Here is a 20,440-nt window from a genome sequence, read left to right on the forward strand (position 1 = left end):
ACGCCTTCGGGATTGACAGCTAGTTCTTCTTCTGCGAAATCACGACCGCGGCCACGACGGCGATGATCAGCGAGATGACCAGGAACTTGCCGCCATTGCCGGACTTCTTGTCCTGGGCGGCGAGGTTCTTCTGGGCGGCCTGCACAGCGCTCTCCACCGAGGCGCGGGCACGCTTGGCGGCCTTGGAATTCCCGCCGACATTCTCGATCAGGTTGGCGCCGGCCTTGCTGATGGCTTCGGTGTTGACACCGGAGACGGCCTCGTTCCAGCCGCCACGGATTTCCTTCGGCAGCTCTTCCTTGGCAGCCTTGGCGAGTTTCGCCAGCGACTTTTCAACTTGCTTCAAGCTCTTGGCAGTCTTCGACATGTTGTTCCTCTCTGATGGACCTTGAGTCTGGTGGACCTTGAGGTCTCAGCTCCCAGCCTAGCCAGCCGGGGGTGGGCACTCAAGGCCGCGCCGTTGCGCTGACTGCGAACTGGGAATTTACTGGGAGGCTGCGGGCGGGCGCAGCTTGCGAATGCGGGTCCGCAGCGCGCTGAGCAGGCACAGCAGCATCAGTATCGCCGCGATCGAAAGCACCGTGGCAAACCCGGGAGAGGTGGCGTGGCCGGTGTAGCGGTCCACGATGATCCAGCCGATCACCCATAGCGCGCCGGCGTTCAGGTAGATCCCCATGGGATTCTTGAAGCTCACCGCGCTGAGGAACAGCGCCAGGAGCAGCACCGACAGGGCGCAGGCGCCCTTGAACATCAGGGAGCTGGCGTCGGCCCCGGACAGGGCGGCGAAGGCGACAGTTTCGGCCAGCACGATCACCGAAAGCCACCCGGTGAACAGCCCGAAACTGGCGCGGGTAATCCACCGGTCCACTTGCTGCAGGGCAGGGGTCTTGCCGATCATCACCACGATGCGGATCAGCAATGCCAGCAGGAGCAGGCCGAACACCAGCGAGGTGCCGATGCGGTCGCGCTCCAGGAACGCCACCCACAGCGCATTGCACAGCACCGCGCCGAGCACCCAGGGGCGCAGCCGGCGATGGAACCCGGTGCGTTCTTGCGGCAGGCATTGCCAGATCGCGTAGAACGCCACTGCGGCCATCAGCCCGAACCAGGGCAGCTGCCCGATGCGCGGCACCGAGGTGACGGTGGCGTCCTGCCCCATCCACCCGCCGGCGAGTGTTTCCAGCCCGGCGGCGGAAAGCACCGCCCACGCCGCCCAGCCCAAGCCGAGCAGGATGATGGCGGCATAACCGCCGGTAACCAGCCTTCTTTTCACGATTCCGAAGGTACCACGCCGCCAGGGTTAAAACCGTTCGCCACGGTTAGAGTGGAGCCATGACAGATCTTTGGGTACGCCGTGCCATTTCCCTGCTCGACGCTGACGCGAACCGCAGCGCCGACACCCACCTGCATCGCTTCGAACTTCCCGCCCACTGGGGGATCGAGCTCTATTTGAAGGACGAGTCGGTGCACCCCACCGGTTCGCTCAAGCACCGGCTGGCGCGCTCGCTGATCCTCTACGGGCTGGTCAACGGGAAGATCGGCGAAGGCACCACGCTGGTGGAGGCCTCCAGCGGATCCACGGCCGTTTCCGAAGCCTACTTCGCGCGGATGCTGGGGCTGGACTTCATCGCGGTGGTGCCCAAATCCACCAGCGGCGAGAAGATCGAGCTGATCGAGTTCTACGGCGGGCGCTGCCACCTGGTGGACGCGGCCGGCCAGGTCGATGAGGCGGCCCGCGCGCTGGCGGCCGAAACCGGCGGCTACTACCTGGACCAGTTCACCTATGCCGAGCGGGCGACGGATTGGCGCGGGAACAATAACATTGCCGAGTCGGTGTACGCGCAGATGGCCGCCGAAGCCCACCCGATCCCCAGCTGGATCGTGGTCGGCGCCGGGACCGGCGGCACCAGCGCCACCTTCGGGCGCTATGCGCGCTACAAGCGGCACGAAACCAGGATCTGCGTGGGCGATCCGGAAGGCTCCTCCTTCTACGGGGGATGGCGCACCGGGGACATGGGCTACGCGACGGGGCAGGGATCGCGCATCGAGGGGATCGGCCGGCCCAGCGTGGAACCGAGCTTCGTGCCAGGGGTAATCGACCAGATGGTGCAGGTGCCCGATGCCGCCTCGCTGGCAGCCATGCATTTCCTGCGCGCCAAGACCCGCTACTTTGCCGGCGGCTCCACCGGGACCAACCTCTACGCGGCGTTCGGAATCATCGCCCAGATGCTCGAACGCGGCGAGCAGGGCTCGGTGGTGACGCTGATCTGCGACTCCGGCGAGCGCTACGCGAACACCTACTACAACGAGCAGTGGGTGGCCGAGCAGGGCTTGGACCTGGAGCCCTACGCCGCGCAGCTGGAGCGCTTCATCCAGACCGGGGCCTGGAGCTAGCTGCCACGCAGGGCGGGCATGAGCCCGGCCCGCTTCTTGCGCTGGTGCACCGAGAAGTAGCCCAGGCCCGCTTCGCCGGCCACGAAGCGCCGTTGGGAGCGGGCGGGCAGATAGATGATGTCGCCGATGGCCAGCTCGATGGATCCGCTGGCGGTATGCAGCACCCCGGAGCCGGCGAAGACGTGCAGCACCACGTCCAGCTCCGGGCCCTGGTGCTCCCCGATCTCTCCGGACGGGGCCAGCGAGATCACGTTGGCGTCGAGGTCGCGCTGCCCGGGTTCCAGCTTCCAGATCGCTCCGTTGGTTTTTCCGGCGGCCAGCTCGGTGGTATTGGCCATGCGGCGCGGTTCGGGCATCGTCTCTCCTTGAAGTTCTCTGCTGCAGCTTCCAGCCTATCCAATGGCGGGCAGCGCCCCGGTCCACCCGGCGGTGACGCGGTGCGTGCCGAACTGAGCCAGTTGGCCACGCGGCCGCTCATCCTGGCCATGGCACTGGGAACGCTGGTCAACGGGGGCACCTTCGCGGCGTTCACCTTCATTGCGCCGGTTGCGGCTATCACCGCCGGCGTGGCCGAGGGATGGGTTTGGGCCGCGCTGGTCCTGTTCGGGCTCGGATCCTTCCTCGGCGTAACCAGCGCAGGGCGGCTATCGGATCGGCGACCGGGCCTGGTGCTCTTCTCCGGAGGACCGCTGCTGCTGGCCGGTTGGGTCGTGTTGGCCTGGACCGTGTCGCATCCCAAGGCGCTGCTCTGCCTTGTCTTCATCCAGGGTGTCCTGGCCTTAGGCGTCGGCAGCACCGTGATTGCGCGGGTGCTCTACGCGGCCTCGGCATTGGCGGCGGCCGCTCCCTTGGCCATGCTGCTGAGCCGGCGCATGCTGTTGGATACCACGGCTGGCTCCCATCGATGATCCGCCGCGGCGCGCTTCGCCCACAGGCCCCGGGACGCCGGGAAAGAAGGCGCGGTGGACCTGGGTGCACCGGTGCGGGGTAGCCGGCGTTGCCCGGTAGGCAGCGCTCGTTGCGTGCGCCACCTGCCGGTGTGTTGGGAGGAACCTTCGGCAGCGTCAAAAACCCATGACACAAGGTGGCTGGCGCAGTAGGGTGAAGAATAGACCCACTGGAAAATTGTGTGCAGGAGGAATGTTTTGCCCACCGTAGCCGACCACCTGATTGAACAGCTCGATACCCAGGGAGTGCGCCGGATTTACGGCCTTCCGGGGGATTCCCTGAACGGCTTGACCGATTCATTGCGGGAGAACGGGCGGATCGAATGGGTCCACCACCGCCATGAGGAAGCCGCTGCCTTTGCCGCGGCGGCCGAAGCCGGAATCACCGGAGAGCTGACGGTATGCGTCGGCTCTTGCGGTCCGGGGAACCTGCACCTGATCAACGGGCTGTACGACGCGAACCGCTCGCGCGTGCCGGTGCTGGCGATTGCAGCGCACATCCCTACCGAGGAGATCGGTTCCAACTACTTCCAGGAGACCCACCCGGTGGAAGTCTTCCGTGGCTGCTCGGTCTATGCCGAACAGGTTTCCGATCCCAAGCAGATGCCGCGCATGCTGCGCATTGCGATGCGCGAGGCCATCGAGAAGCGCGGCGTGGCAGTACTGGTGATTTCCGGCGATGTCGCGTTGGCGGAGATGGAACGCACGCCCACCCAGGAAATCACCAAGACCAACCCGCGGGTGCTGCCCAATGAAGACGAGCTCGAGCGCACCGCGGAGATCCTCGAAGGCTCGCGCAAGGTCACCATTCTGGCTGGTGCGGGCGTGGCAGGAGCCCATGACGAGGTGATCGCGCTGGCTGGCAAGCTCGGGGCGCCGATCGTGCATGCGATGCGAGGCAAGGAGCATATCGAGTACGAGAACCCCTTCGATGTGGGCATGACGGGCCTGCTGGGTTTCGCTTCGGGCGCCAAGGCGATTGCCGAATGCGATGTGCTCCTGATGCTGGGCACCGACTTCCCCTACCAGCAGTTCTACCCGCAGGACGCGACCATCATCCAGGTGGATATCCGCGGCGAGCAGATCGGCAAGCGCACCCGGGTGGACATCCCGCTGGTGGGCACCGTGAAGGACACCGCGGCGGCTCTGGATGCGCTGCTGCCGGTGCAGACCCACCGCAAGCACCTGGAGACAGCGGTGGAGCATTACCGCAAGACCCGTACGAAGCTCGACGAGCTCGCCACGCCCTCCAAGCCGGGTGCTGCAATCCATCCGCAGTATCTGGCCCGGCTGATCGACCAGCACGCAGATGAGGATGCGATTTTCACCGCCGATGTGGGATCTCCGGTGATTTGGGCAGCCCGCTACCTGACCATGACCGGCAAGCGACGGGTGCTCGGCTCCTTCAACCACGGTTCCATGGCCAACGCACTGTGCCATGCCCTGGGCGCCCAGGCAATTGACCGGCAGCGCCAGGTTATCGCGTTCGCCGGTGACGGCGGATTGGCCATGATGCTCGGTGAGCTGCTGACCGCCACGCAGAACAAGCTGCCGATCAAGATCGTGGTGTTCAACAACTCCTCGCTGAATTTCGTGGAACTGGAAATGAAGGCCGCCGGGTTCGTCACCTACGCCACCGATCTGCACAACCCCGACTTCGGGGCCGTGGCTACCGCCTCGGGGCTCAAGGGCTACCGGGTAGATGATTCGGCGCAGCTTGAAGCCACGGTGCAAGAATTCCTGGCCCATGACGGTCCTGCGCTGCTGGATGTGGTGACCGACCGCCAGGAGATGTCGATGCCACCGGAAATCAAGTTGGAACAAGCCAAGGGATTTGCCTTGTATGCCATACGCACCGTGCTCTCCGGGCGTGGCGACGAGCTGCTGAATCTGGCTAAAACCAATTGGCGGCAATTGTTCTAGTCCTTTTATGCCTATGCTTGTTGCTGGTGCCCTTGGCACCAGCAACACGTTTGTGACATCAAGAAAGTTGGCGCTTTGGCTTCGCAACCTGCCGCTACCCACGCGGCCACCATCGAGGATTTCACCCGCAACCTGGCTGCTGTCAACCAGAAGATCGCCGCGGCGGCGCTGGCTGCCGGCCGCGACGCTGGCTCGGTTCGGCTGCTGCCGGTCACCAAAACCATCGATTTCGAGCGCTTGGCATTGGCCATTGCTGCCGGTGTGGACACGCTGGGGGAAAATAAGGTCCAAGAGGCCCAAGGCAAGTACGAGCACTTCTGCGAGGATTTCCCGCACCTGCGTTATGCGATTATCGGTCCCTTGCAGACCAACAAGGCGAAGTTCGTGGCGAAGTTCGCTGATGAGTTCCATGCCTTGGACTCGCTGAAACTGGCACAGACCCTGCAACGCCGTTTGGAGGCAGAGGATCGGACGCTCGAAGTCTTCATCCAGGTCAATACCTCCGGCGAGGAAAGCAAATCAGGCATCGAAGCTGCTGGGGCAGCGGACTTGCTTGGCGGGTTGGCGCCGCTGGATCGGTTGACGCCAGTGGGCTTGATGACCATGGCCGCAAATACCAAGGACGAAGCATCTATCCGTGGCAGCTTTGCGTTGCTGCGCGAAACCCGTGACCAATTGCAGCAGGATGCTCCTGAAAGCTTCCAGCACCTGTCCATGGGCATGAGCGGAGACTACGAGCTGGCCATCGCCGAGGGGGCCACCGTCGTGCGTGTAGGCCAGGGAATCTTCGGTGCCCGCACCTACCCGGACTAAGTCGCTTCTGCGTCGCCACTGAGCTTCGTTGCAAGGGCAGCTGGCAAATCGCCAGCTGCCCTTGCTGCGCGTTCTCCACAGCCGGTCGTGCGTCGGCCAAACTGTGGGTGCCAGGGGCGACACTACATGTAGTGGTGCACACCGTGTACCCCGAACTACATGGAGGGTGCAGAACACGCCGACGAACATCTCACAAGAAGAATTTTTAACCCACAGCGGACTTCTGCCAACCTGTGGACAAAGGTCTCGAGTCCGCGAGAAATCGCGGTTTAAACGGGGGTTAATATCCACAGTTCCTGTGGACGTTGCCGTGGATGAATGACATACTTGTAATACATCATGTTGTGGCCGCTTGACCCGCCAAACACAAGATGTAGTATTGAACCCGTCGGTGCGGCTCGCACCAGAAGCACCTCGAAACAGTGGTTTTGAGGCATCCGAGAGGATGGCTAGGACTTTTCCGAAAATCCGGGATCTTAGCCGAAACCAAGACTTTTTAAAGGGGATCAGGGACATGGCCATCACGGTTTACACGAAGCCTTCCTGCGTTCAGTGCAACGCTACGTACCGCGCGCTGGATAAGAAGGGTGTCGAGTACAACAAGGTAGACATCTCTCAGGATGCGGCAGCTTTGGAGCACGTTCGTGGCTTGGGCTACATGCAGGCACCTGTCGTAATCACCGATGACGATCACTGGTCGGGCTTCCGCCCAGACAAGATCGAGCTGCTGGCTCCAGCCAACTAATCAAGAATTCCATCCGCTAGCTTGTAGTGGAGGCGAAAAGCAATGTCACCTGCAGCGCTTGCCGATAGGCAACATGCTGAGGCCCAGGAACCGCTGGAACTCACCGATTCGAAACTGATCTATTTTTCATCTGTTTCGGAGAACACCAAGCGTTTCGTGGACAAACTTGAGATGGATGCCGCACGGATTCCGGTCTATGCGACCGAACCGCAGCTGATCTCAACTGCACCGTACGTGCTGCTCATACCCACTTATGGCGGAGAGCGTGGCAAGCGCTCGATCATGCCGCAGATCATGAAGTTCCTGCGGCATGAAGCGAACCGCGTGAATCTTCGCGGCGTGATCGGTGCAGGGAACACAAACTTTGGCGAGTACTACTGCATTGCGGCAAAACGCATTGCCGAGAAATGCAACGTACCCGTGCTTTACACATTCGAAATTATGGGAACCTCAGAAGACGTTCTCAACGTCAAAGAAGGGCTTGAAACCTTTTGGACACCAGCGTCGCAGAACCGGCAGCAACGATGAATAGCTCAAAGGAGCTCCCAGCCCAGTTCCAGGGCTTGAGCTACAACGACCTCAACGCCATGCTGAACCTTTACGGACCAGATGGAAAGATCCAGTTTGAGGTGGACCGCTACGCGGCTCGCCAGTACTTCTTGGACCACGTGAACAACAACACCGTGTTCTTCCATGACCTCGATGAGAAGCTTGAATATCTGGTCAAGCACGAGTACTACGAGCGTGAAACCCTCGATCAGTACTCGATGAACTTCATCCGGGATTTGTTCAAGCACGCCTTCGGCAAGAAGTTCCGTTTCGAAACCTTCTTGGGCGCCTTCAAGTTCTACACCTCGTACACGCTGAAGACCTTCGATGGCAAGCGCTACCTGGAACGCTACGAAGACCGCGTATGCATGGTTGCCCTGCACCTGGCACGTGGCGATGAAAAGCTGGCCATGCACCTGGTCGATGAAATCATTGAAGGCCGCTTCCAGCCTGCCACCCCAACCTTCCTGAACGCCGGCAAAGCACAGCGTGGCGAACTCGTCTCCTGCTTCCTGCTGCGCATCGAAGACAACATGGAATCGATTGCCCGCGCAGTCAACTCGTCGCTTCAGCTGTCCAAGCGCGGAGGTGGCGTTGCCCTATCGCTGACCAACCTGCGTGAGCACGGTGCGCCGATCAAGCAGATCGAGAACCAGTCTTCCGGCGTCATCCCGGTGATGAAGCTTCTTGAAGATTCCTTCTCCTATGCAAACCAGCTCGGTGCACGCCAGGGCGCAGGTGCCGTTTACCTGAACGCACACCACCCGGATATCTACCGCTTCTTGGACACCAAGCGCGAAAACGCTGATGAGAAGATCCGTATCAAGACCCTGTCCTTGGGTGTTGTTATTCCGGATGTCACCTTCGAGCTGGCTCGCAAGAACGAAGACATGTACCTGTTCAGCCCGTACGACGTCGAGCGCGTCTATGGCGTACCGTTCAGCGAAATCTCCGTCACCGAGAAGTACTACGAGATGGTAGACGACGCTCGGATCAAGAAGACGAAGATCAGCGCCCGCGAGTTCTTCCAGACCCTGGCCGAGATCCAGTTCGAGTCCGGTTACCCGTACATCATGTTCGAAGACACCGTGAACAAGGCCAACCCGATTGCCGGCCGCATCACCATGTCGAACCTGTGCTCGGAAATCCTCCAGGTTTCTTCGGCTTCGGAGTTCGCTGATGACTTGAGCTACAAAACCGTTGGCAAGGACATCTCCTGCAATCTCGGTTCGATGAACATCGCCAAGGCCATGGACGGCAAGGATCTGGCTACCTCGGTAGACATCGCAATCCGCGCACTGAGCGCCGTTTCGGACATGTCGTACATCGCTTCGGTTCCTTCGATTGCTGATGGCAACAGCAAGTCGCACGCCATCGGCCTGGGCCAGATGAACCTGCACGGCTTCCTGGCTCGCGAGCACATCTACTACGGCTCCGAAGAAGGCATCGACTTCACCAACATCTACTTCTACACGATCCTGTTCCATGCACTGACTGCATCGAACAAGATCGCTATGGAGCGCGGTGAGACCTTCGATAACTTCGAGAACTCGAAGTACGCCTCCGGTGAGTTCTTCGACAAGTACACCGAGCAGGAATGGGTTCCCGCTACCGAGCGCGTCCGCGAACTGTTCGAGGGCATGCAGATTCCTACCCAGGAAGACTGGAAGGCGCTGAAGGCCTCGGTCATGGAGCACGGCATCTACAACCAGAACCTGCAGGCAGTTCCACCCACCGGTTCGATCTCGTACATCAACAACTCGACTTCCTCGATCCACCCGGTCGCAGCGAAGATCGAGATCCGCAAGGAAGGTAAGATCGGCCGCGTTTACTACCCGGCTCCTTACATGAACAACGAGAACATCGACTTCTACGAAGACGCTTACGAAATCGGCTACGAGAAGATCATTGACACCTACGCTGCCGCAACCCAGCACGTAGACCAGGGCCTGTCGCTGACCTTGTTCTTCAAGGACACTGTCACCACCCGTGACATCAACAAGGCTCAGATCTACGCATGGCGCAAGGGCATCAAGAGCCTGTACTACATCCGCCTTCGCCAGCTTGCGCTGGAAGGCACCGAGGTTGAAGGCTGCGTTTCCTGCGCACTGTAAGACCTTGATCCATTGACCGGTTAGCCGGGCAATGGCATCACGCAACAGCTGCCGCATGGTTTCGTCCAACGGCAGCTGTTGCATATCAAAACGACCTCAGATCGTGTCAGCGATCTGACAATAACTTGGGGCCTTGCTGTACAGGTGGCGTTCGAAAGAACGGTAGAGTTGTAAGCAAAGTTCTTAATACGATTTAGCTTTTCGATGAGGGGCAATGACCGAGAAGATTCAGCTCACCAACAAGGTTGAGGCAATCAACTGGAACCGTATCCAGGACGACAAGGACGTAGAGGTCTGGAACCGTCTCGTCAATAACTTCTGGCTGCCGGAGAAGGTGCCGCTGTCCAACGACATCCAGTCGTGGGGAACCCTGACCGAAGACGAGAAGCTGCTGACCATGCGCGTCTTCACCGGTCTGACCCTGCTTGATACCTTGCAGGGCACCGTTGGCGCTGTTTCGCTGATTCCAGATGCGATCACCCCACACGAAGAAGCCGTGTACACCAACATTGCCTTCATGGAATCGGTACACGCAAAGAGCTACTCCTCGATCTTCTCGACCTTGGCATCGACCAAGGAAATCGACGAAGCCTTCCGCTGGTCCACTGAAAATGTGAACCTGCAGAAGAAGGCTCAGATCATTGAGAGCTACTACCACGGCGAAGATCCACTGAAGCGCAAGATTGCTTCGACCCTGCTCGAATCGTTCTTGTTCTACTCGGGCTTCTACCTGCCAATGCACTGGTCCTCGCATGCGAAGCTGACCAACACTGCAGACCTGATCCGCCTGATCATCCGCGACGAAGCTGTTCACGGTTACTACATCGGATACAAGTTCCAGAAGGGTCTGGAAAACGAGACCGAGGAGCGCAAGCAGGAGCTGAAGGACTACACCTTCGAGCTGATGTATGAACTGTACGAAAATGAAGTCCAGTACACCCACGATCTCTATGATCCGGTAGGCCTGTCCGAGGACGTCAAGAAGTTCTTGCACTACAACGCCAACAAGGCGCTGATGAACCTGGGCTATGAGGCAATGTTCCCGTCGACCGTGACCGACGTGTCGCCAGCGATTTTGGCTGCGTTGAGCCCGAACGCTGATGAGAACCACGACTTCTTCTCCGGCTCCGGTTCGTCGTACGTGATCGGCAAGGCAGTGAACACCGAAGACGAAGACTGGGATTTCTAATCTAGAAAATCTTCAGCCTAATTGGTGATGGCCAGCAGGCCTGGACTCATGCAGAGTCCGGGCCTGCTGGCATTTAAACAGTTCCGAACTTGACGTATCCGGCTGGGCTAACGGTACGTCAGCGGTGTACCGAGCAAGATCTTGGGGAGCCTGTGGTGTTGGAACCGCCAATAGTTATCACGTGCGAACCCGGTGCGTGGACAAATGTCCCGTTTGCGCGGTGAGCAGCGGTTATGAAATCTGGAACTCGTTCTCGCAGTATCCCCATTGAGGCAAGGACAACCGCCAGATCGCGGGGAATTATGGCTTGGGCGGAAGCAACCTGGCCCGCAACCGCAGATGAACGCGAACTGGCGAGATTTCGCAGGTATCGTGAGCAATGGGGTTTGACTAGCATCCACGCGAGTCCAGCCTCTTAAGGCAAAAACTCCTTCGGCCACAAAAGCAGAAGGGAGAGACCTCAGCACGGTGGCCGAATAATCAGATCGCTGCATCATTATGGTTCTCTGCCAAAGCAAGAATGGGGGTCCAAATGCCTAGCTTGCCAGGCAAACTGGAGCGATTGAAACACCAATTATCGGGGCTTGGCGAGGTCTTTATTGTGCCTCCTGCTGAAGATGGATACGTATTCTTGCGGTATGCGGACTCCCAAGAGCTATATGCATTCGACTGCACTTTCGAAGAAGTGCTCAATCACGCGGTTCAATCTGGTGGCGAAGAGATCTGGCCTCAACTCGAACCACTTGAAGCTCAAGTGGCGCTCTTCGCGGTGCACGTCATGGAAACGATCGAGACTGCGCCGGACAAGGCACGTATTTTGAGCTTTGGAGGCAGTGGTCTTGAGGCAGCGAAAGGTAAGCTGCCTACGGCAGCGATTCGTGAAAACGAGCAACTTGAGTAGGCGTAATAGCAATCTCGGTATGCTTCTACAGAAGCATGCGTCGCCGTTGCCCTATTCGAAAGGACCGATCTCACATACGGGTCCGAAATTTTGCGCCTTCGCCGACGGCTCAGCCAAACTGGGGTCTGAAGACCGCGAGATGGACTCCAATCCGGAGCCGCAGAGGTGTTCGCTGTTGATGTGAACCGTGAACTTAAAGTGGGACTGCCTGCTGACCCGGCAGAGCGATACGCCAGTATTATTCGAGCGTCGAAAGATGCGGATCCGCAACCAAGGTGAGTTACCTAGCCCATTGAATTGGAAATTCATGGGGATGCGACCACTCCGGCAATAGCCCAGCTTCGGTGGGTCCATAGTCATGCACAGCGGTGCACTCAACGCTCGGAGATAAATAGTAGATACTTAGACAGTACAGGTAGCTATAAATGCGGGGGAGTCAATGTGCAGATCGAATCCACTTCGGATGAACAGCGTTCATTGGATGACCAGCAGATTCAGCGGATTCGACGCAAGTCGATTTCCGTCCTCGCTGCGGGACAAATTCTTGGAGGTCTAGGCGGTGGCGCAACCCTGACTTTGGGGTCGCTGCTGATCGTAAGCATTTCCGGACTCGATGCATTGGCTGGCATGGCCGCGACCATGAATACTTTAGGTGCTGCCATCATGGCGTTGCCTTTGGCATTGCTTGCCCAGAAGTTCGGCCGGCGTATTTCGCTGTCGACCGGCGCATTGCTGGCAGCCAGCGGTGTTGTCGTCATCATTGCCGCAGCTTTTCTGAGATACTGGCCGTTGCTGCTGCTTGGAATGCTGGTTCTGGGAACAGGTTCGGCAATGAACCTCCAATCTCGATTCGCCGCCACCGACTTGTCCACCACGGCTACACGAGGCCGTGACCTTTCCCTGGTTGTGTGGTCAACAACTGCGGGTGCAGTCATCGGCCCGAATTTATTTGAACCTGGAGAAGAGCTAGCGCAGTTCATTAGCCTTCCACCGTTTACCGGTGGCTTTCTTATTGCGATGTGCGCCCAGCTGGTAGGGGTTCTTGTTTATTGGCTGGGCTTGCGTCCCGATCCGTTGCAGATCGCACAGCGTCAGGCGGCTGCCCAAGCGAGCGAGGTTCAGCTTCGCCGCCGCGGCTGGAGCATCCTAAGAAACACTTCTGCTGCCAGGCGTGCCGTGCTTACCGTCGCCTTGACTCATCTTTATATGGTGTCCATGATGTCGATGACTCCAATTCACATGCAGCATCAAGGGGCAAGCCTCACGCTCATCGGGATCACCATTTCGGTCCATGTTGCGGGGATGTATGCGCTCTCACCAGTCTTTGGCTGGCTCACAGATATGCTAGGTCCACGAACGGTCATCTTTACCGGGCAGGCGTTGCTGGTTACCGCAAGCATCTTGGTATGGAGCAATGCAGAGAACCATACCGTGACAACTTTGGCGTTGCTTAGTCTAGGCCTCGGTTGGTCGGCGTCGACGGTTGCAGGCGCAACGATGATTACTGGATCAGTTGGCCTTGCTGAACGTCCGAAGTTGCAGGGCACGTCGGACCTCTGCATGAATCTGGCTGGTGTGCTTGGCGGTCTCACCGCTGGCCCAATTTTGGCAGCTGTAGGGTTCCGCGGACTGGCCGTGGTGCTGTTGATTTTCGCGATGTTCATGATCGCTGTGAATATGAAGTCTAATAGCGCTGGAACTGTTCACGAGTAGGGTGCAAATCCAATTCGATAATAGGCATTTCAAGTGAAGGAGAGCATATTCATGGCAGGCAGAAGGCAGTGAATCAAAGTTGGGGGAGGGCCGGCTGGAATGGCCGCCGGTTTAATGCTTGCTCGCAGCGGTGTGCCAGTAGCGGTTCATGAAAAGCACCGTGAGTTCCTCAGGGACTTTCGCGGTGGCACCATCTGTCCGTCAACTTTGTACGTGCTCGATGAACTGGGACTGGTGGGCGAATTCGAAGAATCGGGTTCAGCAAAGTTACCCAGGCAAGTAGTCCGGTCTCCAACGGATCGCCGGCAACCGTTCCTAACCTGTCGCGAATGGAGCTCCCTTTTCAATTCATTGCCGTGGCGCCACAGTGGAGTTTCCGCAATCTACTAGCCCGTGCAGTTGATAGTCGAATTCCGAGCTGAATTCCGGCTACCGATGCCGATAGCTGCTGCTTTCCGCTTGCCCCCGAAGCAGACGGAACTGCCAGGTAGATTGCTTGGCGTTGGGGTTCTTCGGGAACGACCTCCGGTCGAAGCCTGCAGCTAAGAACCGGTTAAAAGCAACAAAGGTGCAGTTCCAACCTTGCGGGGAACTACACCTTTGAAGAAAGTCTCTTAGCGAGCCTGGATGTTGGTTGCCTGTGGGCCCTTTGGACCAGCTTCCAGGGTGTACTCAACAGTCTGGCCCTCTTCGAGGCTACGGAAACCGAAGCTCTGGATTGCGCTGTAGTGTGCGAAGACGTCAGCCGATCCATCCGAAGGAGCGATGAAGCCGAAGCCCTTTTCAGCGTTGAACCATTTCACGGTGCCAGTGGCCATAGTGTTATATCCTTATTTATTGATTGGCCACGATGTGGCCTGGTTGCCGATCCGAAGTTCCGAATCGGAAAATTTAGGGGTTACCTCGCGCAGAGCTGCCGAGAACGATTCGCCTGCCGTCGATACGGAGAATCGAATACTGATTTTGCCGGTATCGGCCAAAACGGGGGTCGCTGCACTTGCTTAAACATCGTCGGATTCCAGGCTGCTAACGGGTAATGACCCCACGCTAGCGGAGTAGAACAAGGAATCCACAGAAAAGTGACGTACGGAGTCGTCGAGATGTTTTATCTGCAGTGAAGAAGAGAAGATGAAGAATTCGTTTCGATAGGAGCTCATTCGATCTGAAGATCGATGAACCGATTTGTAAAGCACAGACGATTTGTTGGCTGTGCTACAAATCCTACTGCTAACAATTACTGGCGGGGACTCACGCCTGCAACCGTTGAGGTAACAAATCAAGCGTACCATTGATCGCTGGTTCGTGGGGCGTGATGCGTGATACTTGGGCGTTTTGGCAATGCAAATCGTTGAATCGGTATTCGTCATTTGCTCGTTGACTAGTGTTTTAGTAAATATTATTTTCCGGAAAAATGATGCGGGCTATTTTCATGCTCACCCTGCGGCCTTGGCTCTACCCCGTTTGGGCCGGTACCCGAAGGGGTAGAGCCAGCAGTTACAGACGCGCTTGCGCCTGGGCCTTAGCTAGCTGATTTCCGAGCAGATCCGCATTTATGGCTGCTCCTACGATCGTTCCGGCTGCGGCTGCTGCCATGACCATCGCGCCTAGGTTGCTGGCATTCCCTGCCGCATAAACCCCTGGCAGGGCTGTGGCACCCATTTCATTGACCTGGATGAAGGTGCCAAGCGGGTGCTCGGCAAGCTGTCCGCCGAGCTTGAGATAGAGCGAGGCTTGTGCGTTCATTCGGCTTGCAACTACCAGAGCTTGAGCGCTGATCTTCTGGCCGTCTGCCAGCGTGACTGAATCCAGAGTCCCCTGGGTGTCGAAATCGATTGCTTTCACTGGCTGCTCAACCACCGGTATTCCCAATGCGGCAAGTGTCGCGCGATTTTCATCGTTCAATGCATCCGGGGTGTGGTTGACGAAGGTGATCTTCGAGCTGAGCTGGCTGAACATCATTGCTTGGTGCGTGCTCATGGGGCCGATTCCGAGTACCAGGATCTCCTGGTCACGCACTTCCCAGCCGTGGCAGTATGCGCAATGGATCGCGGTATCACCCCATGCTTGGGCCAGCCCCGGAATCGACGGCAAATCATCAATGAGGCCCGTTGCCAGCACGATTCGTTCGGCGCTAAAGGTATTCCCTGCAGCTGAGACGTTGAATCCGGTGTCCAGCGAACCGGTGAGGTTCTCCACCTCGCCTTCGATGATCCGCGCGCCATAGCTAATCGCTTCCTGCCGTCCGCGGGCCAGGAGGTCCAGCGGGTTGATGCCTTCGTTTCCCAGAACGTTGTGGGCATGCTGCGCTGCCGCGTTCCGCGGATTTCCCTCGTCGATGACCAGGACAGTGCGCCGTGAGCGGCCCAATGCGACTGCGGCCGCGAGCCCGGCACTGCCGCCGCCGATAATGATCGCTTCGAAATGTTCCATGATTCCTCTCCCTGCTATTTGTGATGTTGTGTCCACGGTATCGACGTTTTGCGCTGCGGGGTGTACCGTTTTGCGCATGACGCAAGAATTCGAAGTTGACCAAGTTATCCGCCAGCGCATAAGAACGTTGCGGCAGAACCTCGGCTGGTCGTTGGAATCGTTGGCGAGCAAGGCTTCCCTGAGCGTTTCCACGCTCAGCAGGATTGAAACGGGAGGCCGGCGTATTGCTCTTGACCAGCTGGTTCCAATAGCCAAGGCACTGAATACCAGCTTGGATGAGCTCGTATCGACCTCTGAAGCCGAGATTATTATCCGCCCGGAGCCGATTTCGATGCCCGGGATAACCATGTGGAAGCTGTCCACCGATGACGCAGTTAACGGGGTGAATGTGTCGAAAATGCGTTTCGACCCTTCGCAGGCGCCTGCTCCCACCGAGCTGCGTATTCATCCGGGCAAGGAATGGTTCACAGTGCTCCTCGGAGAAATCCAGCTAAAGCTAGGAGATCGCACCTATCACGTGAAGGCGGGGCAATCTGCGCAGTTCGACACAATGACTCCTCATGCCCTGTGGGCGGTCAATGGCATTGCCGAGGTGCTCGGAATCATGGATAATGCAGGCCAACGAGCCCATGAGCACGACACAGCCAGCTAGTTTAGTGATTCCAATTACTCTTGGATAACCTGAGGGCAGAGTATTGAACACTGCGATGCCAGGAGGGCAACGATGACGCACCAGCTCAACGAGGAGCTTGAACAGGTCCTAGCTGATGGCGATTTCTATTTCGAAGCACTCGGTGAAGGCCGCTATCGCTCGTCGTGGCATTCCCAAGGTGCGTGGAATCCCCATGAGCAGCACATGGGTCCCGCCTCTGGAATCTTGGCCTACGCCTTGGAAAATTTCCAGCCTCGTGAAGACATGCGCATCGCACGGATCAGCTATGAGATCCATGGCCTTATTCACGCCGGAGAATTCGAGATCTCAACGCGAATGGTCCGTCCCGGCCGGACGATCGAATTGATCGAGGCCGAAATGACGGCCAAGGGCCGCACCAGCATCGTTGCGCGCGCGTGGCGGGTGATTACGGGTGACACCAGTGCTGTTGCAGGGGTTGAAGACAAGGAAATCCCAGGCCCAGAGGCCTGCGCGGTGCGCGAAATCAGTGAGCAGTGGCCCGGCGGCTACATCAAATCCATCGAGATGCGCGCCAATGATGAGCTGCGGCCGGGTCGAGGTTTTGCGTGGCTGCGTACTCCTTATGACCTCGTCGACACAGGAGACGCCACAGCGTTGTCCAGCTTGGTGGGAATGATCGACACGGCAAACGGTGTGGTGCCGCGCGTGGATCCGGGGGAAGGAACCTGGATCTACCCGAACGTGGATCTGCAGATCCACATGTACCGCAAGCCCGAGGGCAAGTGGCTGGGCCTGGATGTCCAGCAGAGCTTCGGCACTGACGGCATCGGCCTGACCTCAACGGTATTGCACGATGAAGCAGGCCCTTTCGGCCGTGCTGAACAGATCCTGACGGTCCGTTCGCGCTAGCTCGATGCGCCGGTTGAAAGCTTGGCCAGCAGCTTCTTGAGCTCAGGCTTGGACTTCAGCGTGAACTGGCGCTGGCGGTACTTTTCCCGGTCTGCACCGTGGGCCCGGAAAAGTGCATAGCCGCGCTTGACCAAGAACAGGACCGGTTTCCGGCGCTGTGCTACATCGCGCACGAACCGTCGAAGAGCAGTTACCAATGCCGGTTCGTCCACGTAATACGCTTGGACGTTAATGCCCTTGGCGCGCAGCGGCTCAAGAATTTCGTAGAGGAAGATGCCTTCGGCGACAATCGGCCCGTCTGCGCAAGCGATTTCACGATGCCCGTTGTAGCTCGAGGTCGTGATCGAGTAGTTAGGGACCAGAGTGGTACCGCGGTGGAGCAAATCATCGATAGCCTGCAGTGCGGCTTCCTGATTCCAGGTAGCCAAATTGTCCCAATCGATTTCGCCGTAACCGGTACGGGGGAAATCAACGGGATTCCCGTCTTCGCTGATCTGGCGGTAGAACTCGTCCAGCGGCAGGTGGGGTCGGCCGAATTTCGACGCGAGATAGGACTTGCCGGAGCCGGACGGTCCGCCGATCAGGATGACAGGGGTAGAAGAATTTGGCACGCCTTTTATTATGGCCCAGAAACCTCGGCCATCGGCAATCGGATGCTGTGACATCTACTCCGCCTGGAGCGAATTGCTGAATTAGACTCAGATTTATGAGTTTGTGGAACCCCCAGTCAGATGCGCCGTTATCTGTGGAAATCGAAAATCCTAGCGGAGACCCGGCTGCTGACCTAGAACGTGGAGTGCAACTGTTGCGCAGCGTCCAATCTGGCGAAAGCGGCGCGCTGCTACGGCTCTATCGTCCGGACCCGACCCTGGCCTTCGGCCAGCGCGATGTGCGGCTAGAGGGCTATGAGGCGGCTCGTGAGGTAGCGCAGCAGCAAGGCTTTGCTCCTTTGGTGCGCAAAGCTGGAGGCCGGGCCGCCGCGTATCACCGGGGTACATTGATCGTTGATCATATTGAGCCCGAAGCCGAGGCGGTGATGCGCCAGCAGAATCGCTTCGAGGTCTTCGCGCGGGTGTATGCCAACGCTTTCCAGCGCCTTGGCGTGAATGCGCAAGTCGGGCCAATCCCGGGGGAGTATTGCCCGGGAGATCATTCGGTGCATGGCCTCCCTGATGGGAAATCGCCGCGCAACTATCCAGTGAAGCTGGTAGGCACAGCTCAGCGTGTGGTTTCCGGGGCATGGCTGTTCTCTTCGGTCTTTGTTGTCGAGGATTCCGCGCCATTGCGGCAAGTCCTCGATGGGGTCTACCAAGCAATGGGCATTCCAATGGATCCCACGACGGTAGGCGCGGCTAATGATCTGCTCGCCGCTGTCACCACCGAAGCATTTATTTCAGCGCTGCTCGACGAATATAGCGAGCACGCCACGCTGCAAGGCATCTAGCACAGCTTAAAAAAGAATCGGCACCCGATGCGGGTGCCGATTTTGGTTCGCGGCCGGATCTAGGCGCCGACTCGCTCAACAACCTCGTCAATGCGCGGGTTGGTGGCTGCGGTGCCGTCCGGGAAGATCAGGGTTGGCACGGTTTGGTTGCCGTTGTTGAACGCCTCGACGATCTCTGCGGTGCCTTCGACTTCTTCGATATTCACCTCGGTGTATGCGACACCCTTCTGGTCCATCAGGCGCTTGAGGTTGCGGCAGTAGCCGCACCAGCTGGTGGTGAACATGGTGACTCCGCCGGCAGCGGGAACGTAGTGGTCAAGGTTCAATTCGTTGCTCATACATGGTGTAACGGCAATGGTGTTTACTTTGTTCCCGGAGGGGTAGAAAAAGTTCGCTGGATTCTTTTGCTCCGCTCGCTAGACTGGGGAGCAGATTTTCCTTGATGCCGGTTCGAAGGGGTAGGCGATGTGCGGACGATATGTGATGGCCAAAGCCATCGGCGATCTGGTGGCAGAGGCCGAGGCGGAAGCGGACGCCAATCTGGAACTGCGCCAGTCCTGGAACGTTGCTCCGACTACCGACGTGCCGGTTGTGCTCGAGCGGCTGATCGACGATGAGCTGCACCGCCAGATCCATGTAGCACGGTGGGGGCTGGTGCCAGGATGGGCCAAGGAGCTCGCGGTCGGGGTGCGCGCCTTCAATGCGCGCAGCGAGACGGCCAGCACCAAGCCGACCTTCCGTTCGGCGGTGAAGAAGCGCCGTGCCGTCGTCCCGGTGGAAGGGTATTACGAATGGAAAAAGGAAGGCAGCAAAAAGCGCCCCTTCTACGTGCATCGCGAGGATGGAAAGCTGATCTTCTTCGCCGGCCTATACGAATGGTGGAAGGACCAGGACGGGTCCTGGATTCTTTCCACTTCGATCATGACCATGGATTCGCCTTCAGCGGAAGAGCCCGGGGTGCTCGGCGAACTTGCGGGCCTGCATGATCGCCTGCCCATTCCGTTGGGCAAGGAGATGATGGGCCGGTGGATGAACCCTGCCGAGGAAGACGGTGAAGGGCTGATCGAGCAGATTCGCGCCGAAGCTTTCGATGTGGCTTCCCAATGGACCATGCATGAGGTCGATACCGCTGTTGGCAATGTGCGCAATAATTCGCCGGAGCTGATTGCGGCGCACAACAACTCGCTGTTTTAGCCGCGGATGGCTGAGCCGCTGGGCTTGGACCCGAGCCGGAACCCCAGGTAGCTGCTGGCCAGCAGGATTCCTGCCACAAGTCCCAGCTCGCCCATGACGTGGGCTGCGCTGTCAGGAACGAATGCTGCTTCGCTCAGCGGGGCATAGGCGAACCAGCCGAAGGTTCGAACCTGGTTGTAGTCCCATAGCAGTGCTCCGATGCCACCTGCTGCCAACAGCAGTCCGGCGATCAGGAACCAGGCCTTGAACCGAGCGAGCTGGCGAAGCGATAAGCCGCCGGCAACCCCCAGCGCGCCAACGCCGAGCAAAGCCAGCACCCAACCGAGAACTTCGGCGGGACCCGGGCCAAAGTAGATTTCAGAGTCTTCGACCAGCGGTACATAGGATCCAGAGTAGAAAACTACTTCTTGTTGACTGTCCCACCACAGCACGACGATGCCGACGATGATGAATACTGCTGCGCCCAGGAATAAGGCAGTGGCGGACTTGTAGCGTTTATCTGAAGGCATGTATTTAATCTTGCCATCACCAGATGTTTTGC

General features: G+C 58.5%; 22 protein-coding genes and 1 pseudogene. 15 read left to right on the forward strand and 8 right to left on the reverse strand.

The window, feature by feature from the left end; genetic code table 11:
- Positions 1-19: 19 nt before the first annotated feature.
- Both M2368_RS03460 and M2368_RS03465 read right to left on the reverse strand, forming a co-directional pair.
- Positions 20-367: a hypothetical protein gene (locus M2368_RS03460; RefSeq protein ID WP_105658525.1), complete on the reverse strand. Its 348-nt coding sequence runs from the start codon at positions 365-367 to the stop codon at positions 20-22.
- A gap of 117 nt (positions 368-484) precedes the next feature.
- Positions 485-1,273 (reverse strand): TspO-related membrane protein, encoded by a 789-nt coding sequence (locus tag M2368_RS03465; protein ID WP_105661401.1) that lies wholly within the window; start codon positions 1,271-1,273, stop codon positions 485-487.
- 59 nt (positions 1,274-1,332) lie between these two features.
- Between M2368_RS03465 and M2368_RS03470 the strand changes: the two genes are divergently transcribed.
- Positions 1,333-2,394 carry a PLP-dependent cysteine synthase family protein gene (locus M2368_RS03470; protein WP_332488758.1) on the forward strand — a complete coding sequence of 354 codons (1,062 nt, stop codon included), beginning with the start codon at positions 1,333-1,335 and terminating at the stop codon, positions 2,392-2,394.
- On the opposite strand, the gene M2368_RS03475 is transcribed toward M2368_RS03470, so the two are convergent.
- Positions 2,391-2,750, reverse strand: coding sequence for a cupin domain-containing protein (locus M2368_RS03475; RefSeq protein ID WP_105658528.1), 360 nt, complete (start codon positions 2,748-2,750; stop codon positions 2,391-2,393). The genes M2368_RS03470 and M2368_RS03475 overlap by 4 nt on opposite strands.
- Before the next feature lie 84 nt (positions 2,751-2,834).
- Here M2368_RS03475 and M2368_RS03480 point away from each other — a divergent pair.
- The 10 genes and pseudogenes from M2368_RS03480 to M2368_RS03525 form a co-directional block, all read left to right on the forward strand.
- Positions 2,835-3,221 (forward strand): annotated as a pseudogene (locus M2368_RS03480) (Cmx/CmrA family chloramphenicol efflux MFS transporter); the annotation flags it as partial.
- A 318-nt stretch (positions 3,222-3,539) separates the two neighbouring features.
- Positions 3,540-5,264, forward strand: coding sequence for a ubiquinone-dependent pyruvate dehydrogenase (gene poxB / locus M2368_RS03485; RefSeq protein WP_105658529.1), 1,725 nt, complete (start codon positions 3,540-3,542; stop codon positions 5,262-5,264).
- A gap of 75 nt (positions 5,265-5,339) precedes the next feature.
- Positions 5,340-6,077, forward strand: a complete 738-nt coding sequence (locus M2368_RS03490; RefSeq protein ID WP_105661399.1) for a YggS family pyridoxal phosphate-dependent enzyme — start codon at positions 5,340-5,342, stop codon at positions 6,075-6,077.
- Positions 6,078-6,591: 514 nt separating this feature from the next.
- On the forward strand, positions 6,592-6,822 hold the full coding sequence (nrdH, locus tag M2368_RS03495) for a glutaredoxin-like protein NrdH (protein WP_013349130.1): 231 nt from the start codon (positions 6,592-6,594) through the stop codon (positions 6,820-6,822).
- 42 nt (positions 6,823-6,864) lie between these two features.
- Complete coding sequence (gene nrdI / locus M2368_RS03500; protein ID WP_105661398.1) at positions 6,865-7,350, forward strand: class Ib ribonucleoside-diphosphate reductase assembly flavoprotein NrdI; 486 nt, start codon at positions 6,865-6,867, stop codon at positions 7,348-7,350.
- Positions 7,347-9,485 (forward strand): class 1b ribonucleoside-diphosphate reductase subunit alpha, encoded by a 2,139-nt coding sequence (gene nrdE, locus M2368_RS03505; protein ID WP_498724009.1) that lies wholly within the window; start codon positions 7,347-7,349, stop codon positions 9,483-9,485. Before nrdI ends, nrdE begins: the two co-directional genes overlap by 4 nt.
- Positions 9,486-9,699: 214 nt before the next feature.
- Positions 9,700-10,674, forward strand: coding sequence for a class 1b ribonucleoside-diphosphate reductase subunit beta (gene nrdF, locus M2368_RS03510; protein WP_105658533.1), 975 nt, complete (start codon positions 9,700-9,702; stop codon positions 10,672-10,674).
- A 532-nt stretch (positions 10,675-11,206) separates the two neighbouring features.
- A complete protein-coding gene (locus M2368_RS03515) occupies positions 11,207-11,575 on the forward strand; it encodes a hypothetical protein (protein ID WP_498724010.1) in 369 nt (122 codons plus the stop codon).
- A gap of 441 nt (positions 11,576-12,016) precedes the next feature.
- Complete coding sequence (locus M2368_RS03520; protein ID WP_400289280.1) at positions 12,017-13,288, forward strand: MFS transporter; 1,272 nt, start codon at positions 12,017-12,019, stop codon at positions 13,286-13,288.
- Positions 13,289-13,402: 114 nt separating this feature from the next.
- A complete protein-coding gene (locus tag M2368_RS03525; RefSeq protein WP_498724187.1) occupies positions 13,403-13,678 on the forward strand; it encodes an FAD-dependent monooxygenase in 276 nt (91 codons plus the stop codon).
- Between the two features lie 224 nt (positions 13,679-13,902).
- Here the strand turns inward: M2368_RS03525 and M2368_RS03530 are convergent, their stop codons facing one another.
- Positions 13,903-14,106 carry a cold-shock protein gene (locus M2368_RS03530; protein ID WP_013349123.1) on the reverse strand — a complete coding sequence of 68 codons (204 nt, stop codon included), beginning with the start codon at positions 14,104-14,106 and terminating at the stop codon, positions 13,903-13,905.
- A gap of 676 nt (positions 14,107-14,782) precedes the next feature.
- A complete protein-coding gene (locus M2368_RS03535; protein WP_498724011.1) occupies positions 14,783-15,718 on the reverse strand; it encodes an NAD(P)/FAD-dependent oxidoreductase in 936 nt (311 codons plus the stop codon).
- Here M2368_RS03535 and M2368_RS03540 point away from each other — a divergent pair.
- Positions 15,717-16,370 carry a helix-turn-helix domain-containing protein gene (locus M2368_RS03540; RefSeq protein WP_498724012.1) on the forward strand — a complete coding sequence of 218 codons (654 nt, stop codon included), beginning with the start codon at positions 15,717-15,719 and terminating at the stop codon, positions 16,368-16,370. The genes M2368_RS03535 and M2368_RS03540 overlap by 2 nt on opposite strands.
- Positions 16,371-16,442: 72 nt before the next feature.
- Entirely contained in the window at positions 16,443-17,261 is an 819-nt protein-coding gene (locus M2368_RS03545; RefSeq protein ID WP_332595148.1) for a thioesterase family protein, read from the forward strand.
- On the opposite strand, the gene M2368_RS03550 is transcribed toward M2368_RS03545, so the two are convergent.
- Positions 17,258-17,872 (reverse strand): uridine kinase family protein, encoded by a 615-nt coding sequence (locus tag M2368_RS03550; RefSeq protein ID WP_105658250.1) that lies wholly within the window; start codon positions 17,870-17,872, stop codon positions 17,258-17,260. The two genes, M2368_RS03545 and M2368_RS03550, sit on opposite strands and share 4 nt — an antisense overlap.
- Positions 17,873-17,967: 95 nt before the next feature.
- Between M2368_RS03550 and M2368_RS03555 the strand changes: the two genes are divergently transcribed.
- The gene (locus M2368_RS03555; RefSeq protein ID WP_498724013.1) at positions 17,968-18,705 is read left to right on the forward strand and encodes a lipoate--protein ligase family protein; all 738 of its coding nucleotides are present in this window, start codon (positions 17,968-17,970) and stop codon (positions 18,703-18,705) included.
- A gap of 59 nt (positions 18,706-18,764) precedes the next feature.
- Here M2368_RS03555 and M2368_RS03560 read toward each other — a convergent pair whose 3' ends face one another.
- Complete coding sequence (locus tag M2368_RS03560; RefSeq protein WP_388022142.1) at positions 18,765-19,043, reverse strand: glutaredoxin domain-containing protein; 279 nt, start codon at positions 19,041-19,043, stop codon at positions 18,765-18,767.
- Positions 19,044-19,170: 127 nt separating this feature from the next.
- Here M2368_RS03560 and M2368_RS03565 point away from each other — a divergent pair, with 127 nt between their 5' ends.
- Positions 19,171-19,899 (forward strand): SOS response-associated peptidase, encoded by a 729-nt coding sequence (locus M2368_RS03565; protein WP_332499405.1) that lies wholly within the window; start codon positions 19,171-19,173, stop codon positions 19,897-19,899.
- Here the strand turns inward: M2368_RS03565 and M2368_RS03570 are convergent.
- Complete coding sequence (locus tag M2368_RS03570; RefSeq protein ID WP_332489398.1) at positions 19,896-20,408, reverse strand: hypothetical protein; 513 nt, start codon at positions 20,406-20,408, stop codon at positions 19,896-19,898. The two genes, M2368_RS03565 and M2368_RS03570, sit on opposite strands and share 4 nt — an antisense overlap.
- Between the last annotated feature and the right edge of the window lie 32 nt (positions 20,409-20,440).

Origin of the sequence: Arthrobacter sp. JUb119 (genome assembly GCF_024807995.1) — a bacterium.
GTDB lineage: Bacteria > Actinomycetota > Actinomycetes > Actinomycetales > Micrococcaceae > Glutamicibacter.

Coding starts and splice junctions, on each gene's coding strand:
- M2368_RS03460 (WP_105658525.1), bottom strand. CDS start 367: ATGTCGAAGACTGCCAAGAGCTTGAAGCAAGTTGAAAAGTCGCTGGCG.
- M2368_RS03470 (WP_332488758.1), top strand. CDS start 1,333: ATGACAGATCTTTGGGTACGCCGTGCCATTTCCCTGCTCGACGCTGAC.
- M2368_RS03475 (WP_105658528.1), bottom strand. CDS start 2,750: ATGCCCGAACCGCGCCGCATGGCCAATACCACCGAGCTGGCCGCCGGA.
- nrdH (WP_013349130.1), top strand. CDS start 6,592: ATGGCCATCACGGTTTACACGAAGCCTTCCTGCGTTCAGTGCAACGCT.
- nrdI (WP_105661398.1), top strand. CDS start 6,865: ATGTCACCTGCAGCGCTTGCCGATAGGCAACATGCTGAGGCCCAGGAA.
- nrdE (WP_498724009.1), top strand. CDS start 7,347: ATGAATAGCTCAAAGGAGCTCCCAGCCCAGTTCCAGGGCTTGAGCTAC.
- nrdF (WP_105658533.1), top strand. CDS start 9,700: ATGACCGAGAAGATTCAGCTCACCAACAAGGTTGAGGCAATCAACTGG.
- M2368_RS03515 (WP_498724010.1), top strand. CDS start 11,207: ATGCCTAGCTTGCCAGGCAAACTGGAGCGATTGAAACACCAATTATCG.
- M2368_RS03525 (WP_498724187.1), top strand. CDS start 13,403: ATGCTTGCTCGCAGCGGTGTGCCAGTAGCGGTTCATGAAAAGCACCGT.
- M2368_RS03530 (WP_013349123.1), bottom strand. CDS start 14,106: ATGGCCACTGGCACCGTGAAATGGTTCAACGCTGAAAAGGGCTTCGGC.
- M2368_RS03540 (WP_498724012.1), top strand. CDS start 15,717: ATGATTCCTCTCCCTGCTATTTGTGATGTTGTGTCCACGGTATCGACG.
- M2368_RS03535 (WP_498724011.1), bottom strand. CDS start 15,718: ATGGAACATTTCGAAGCGATCATTATCGGCGGCGGCAGTGCCGGGCTC.
- M2368_RS03545 (WP_332595148.1), top strand. CDS start 16,443: ATGACGCACCAGCTCAACGAGGAGCTTGAACAGGTCCTAGCTGATGGC.
- M2368_RS03555 (WP_498724013.1), top strand. CDS start 17,968: ATGAGTTTGTGGAACCCCCAGTCAGATGCGCCGTTATCTGTGGAAATC.
- M2368_RS03560 (WP_388022142.1), bottom strand. CDS start 19,043: ATGAGCAACGAATTGAACCTTGACCACTACGTTCCCGCTGCCGGCGGA.
- M2368_RS03565 (WP_332499405.1), top strand. CDS start 19,171: ATGTGCGGACGATATGTGATGGCCAAAGCCATCGGCGATCTGGTGGCA.
- M2368_RS03570 (WP_332489398.1), bottom strand. CDS start 20,408: ATGCCTTCAGATAAACGCTACAAGTCCGCCACTGCCTTATTCCTGGGC.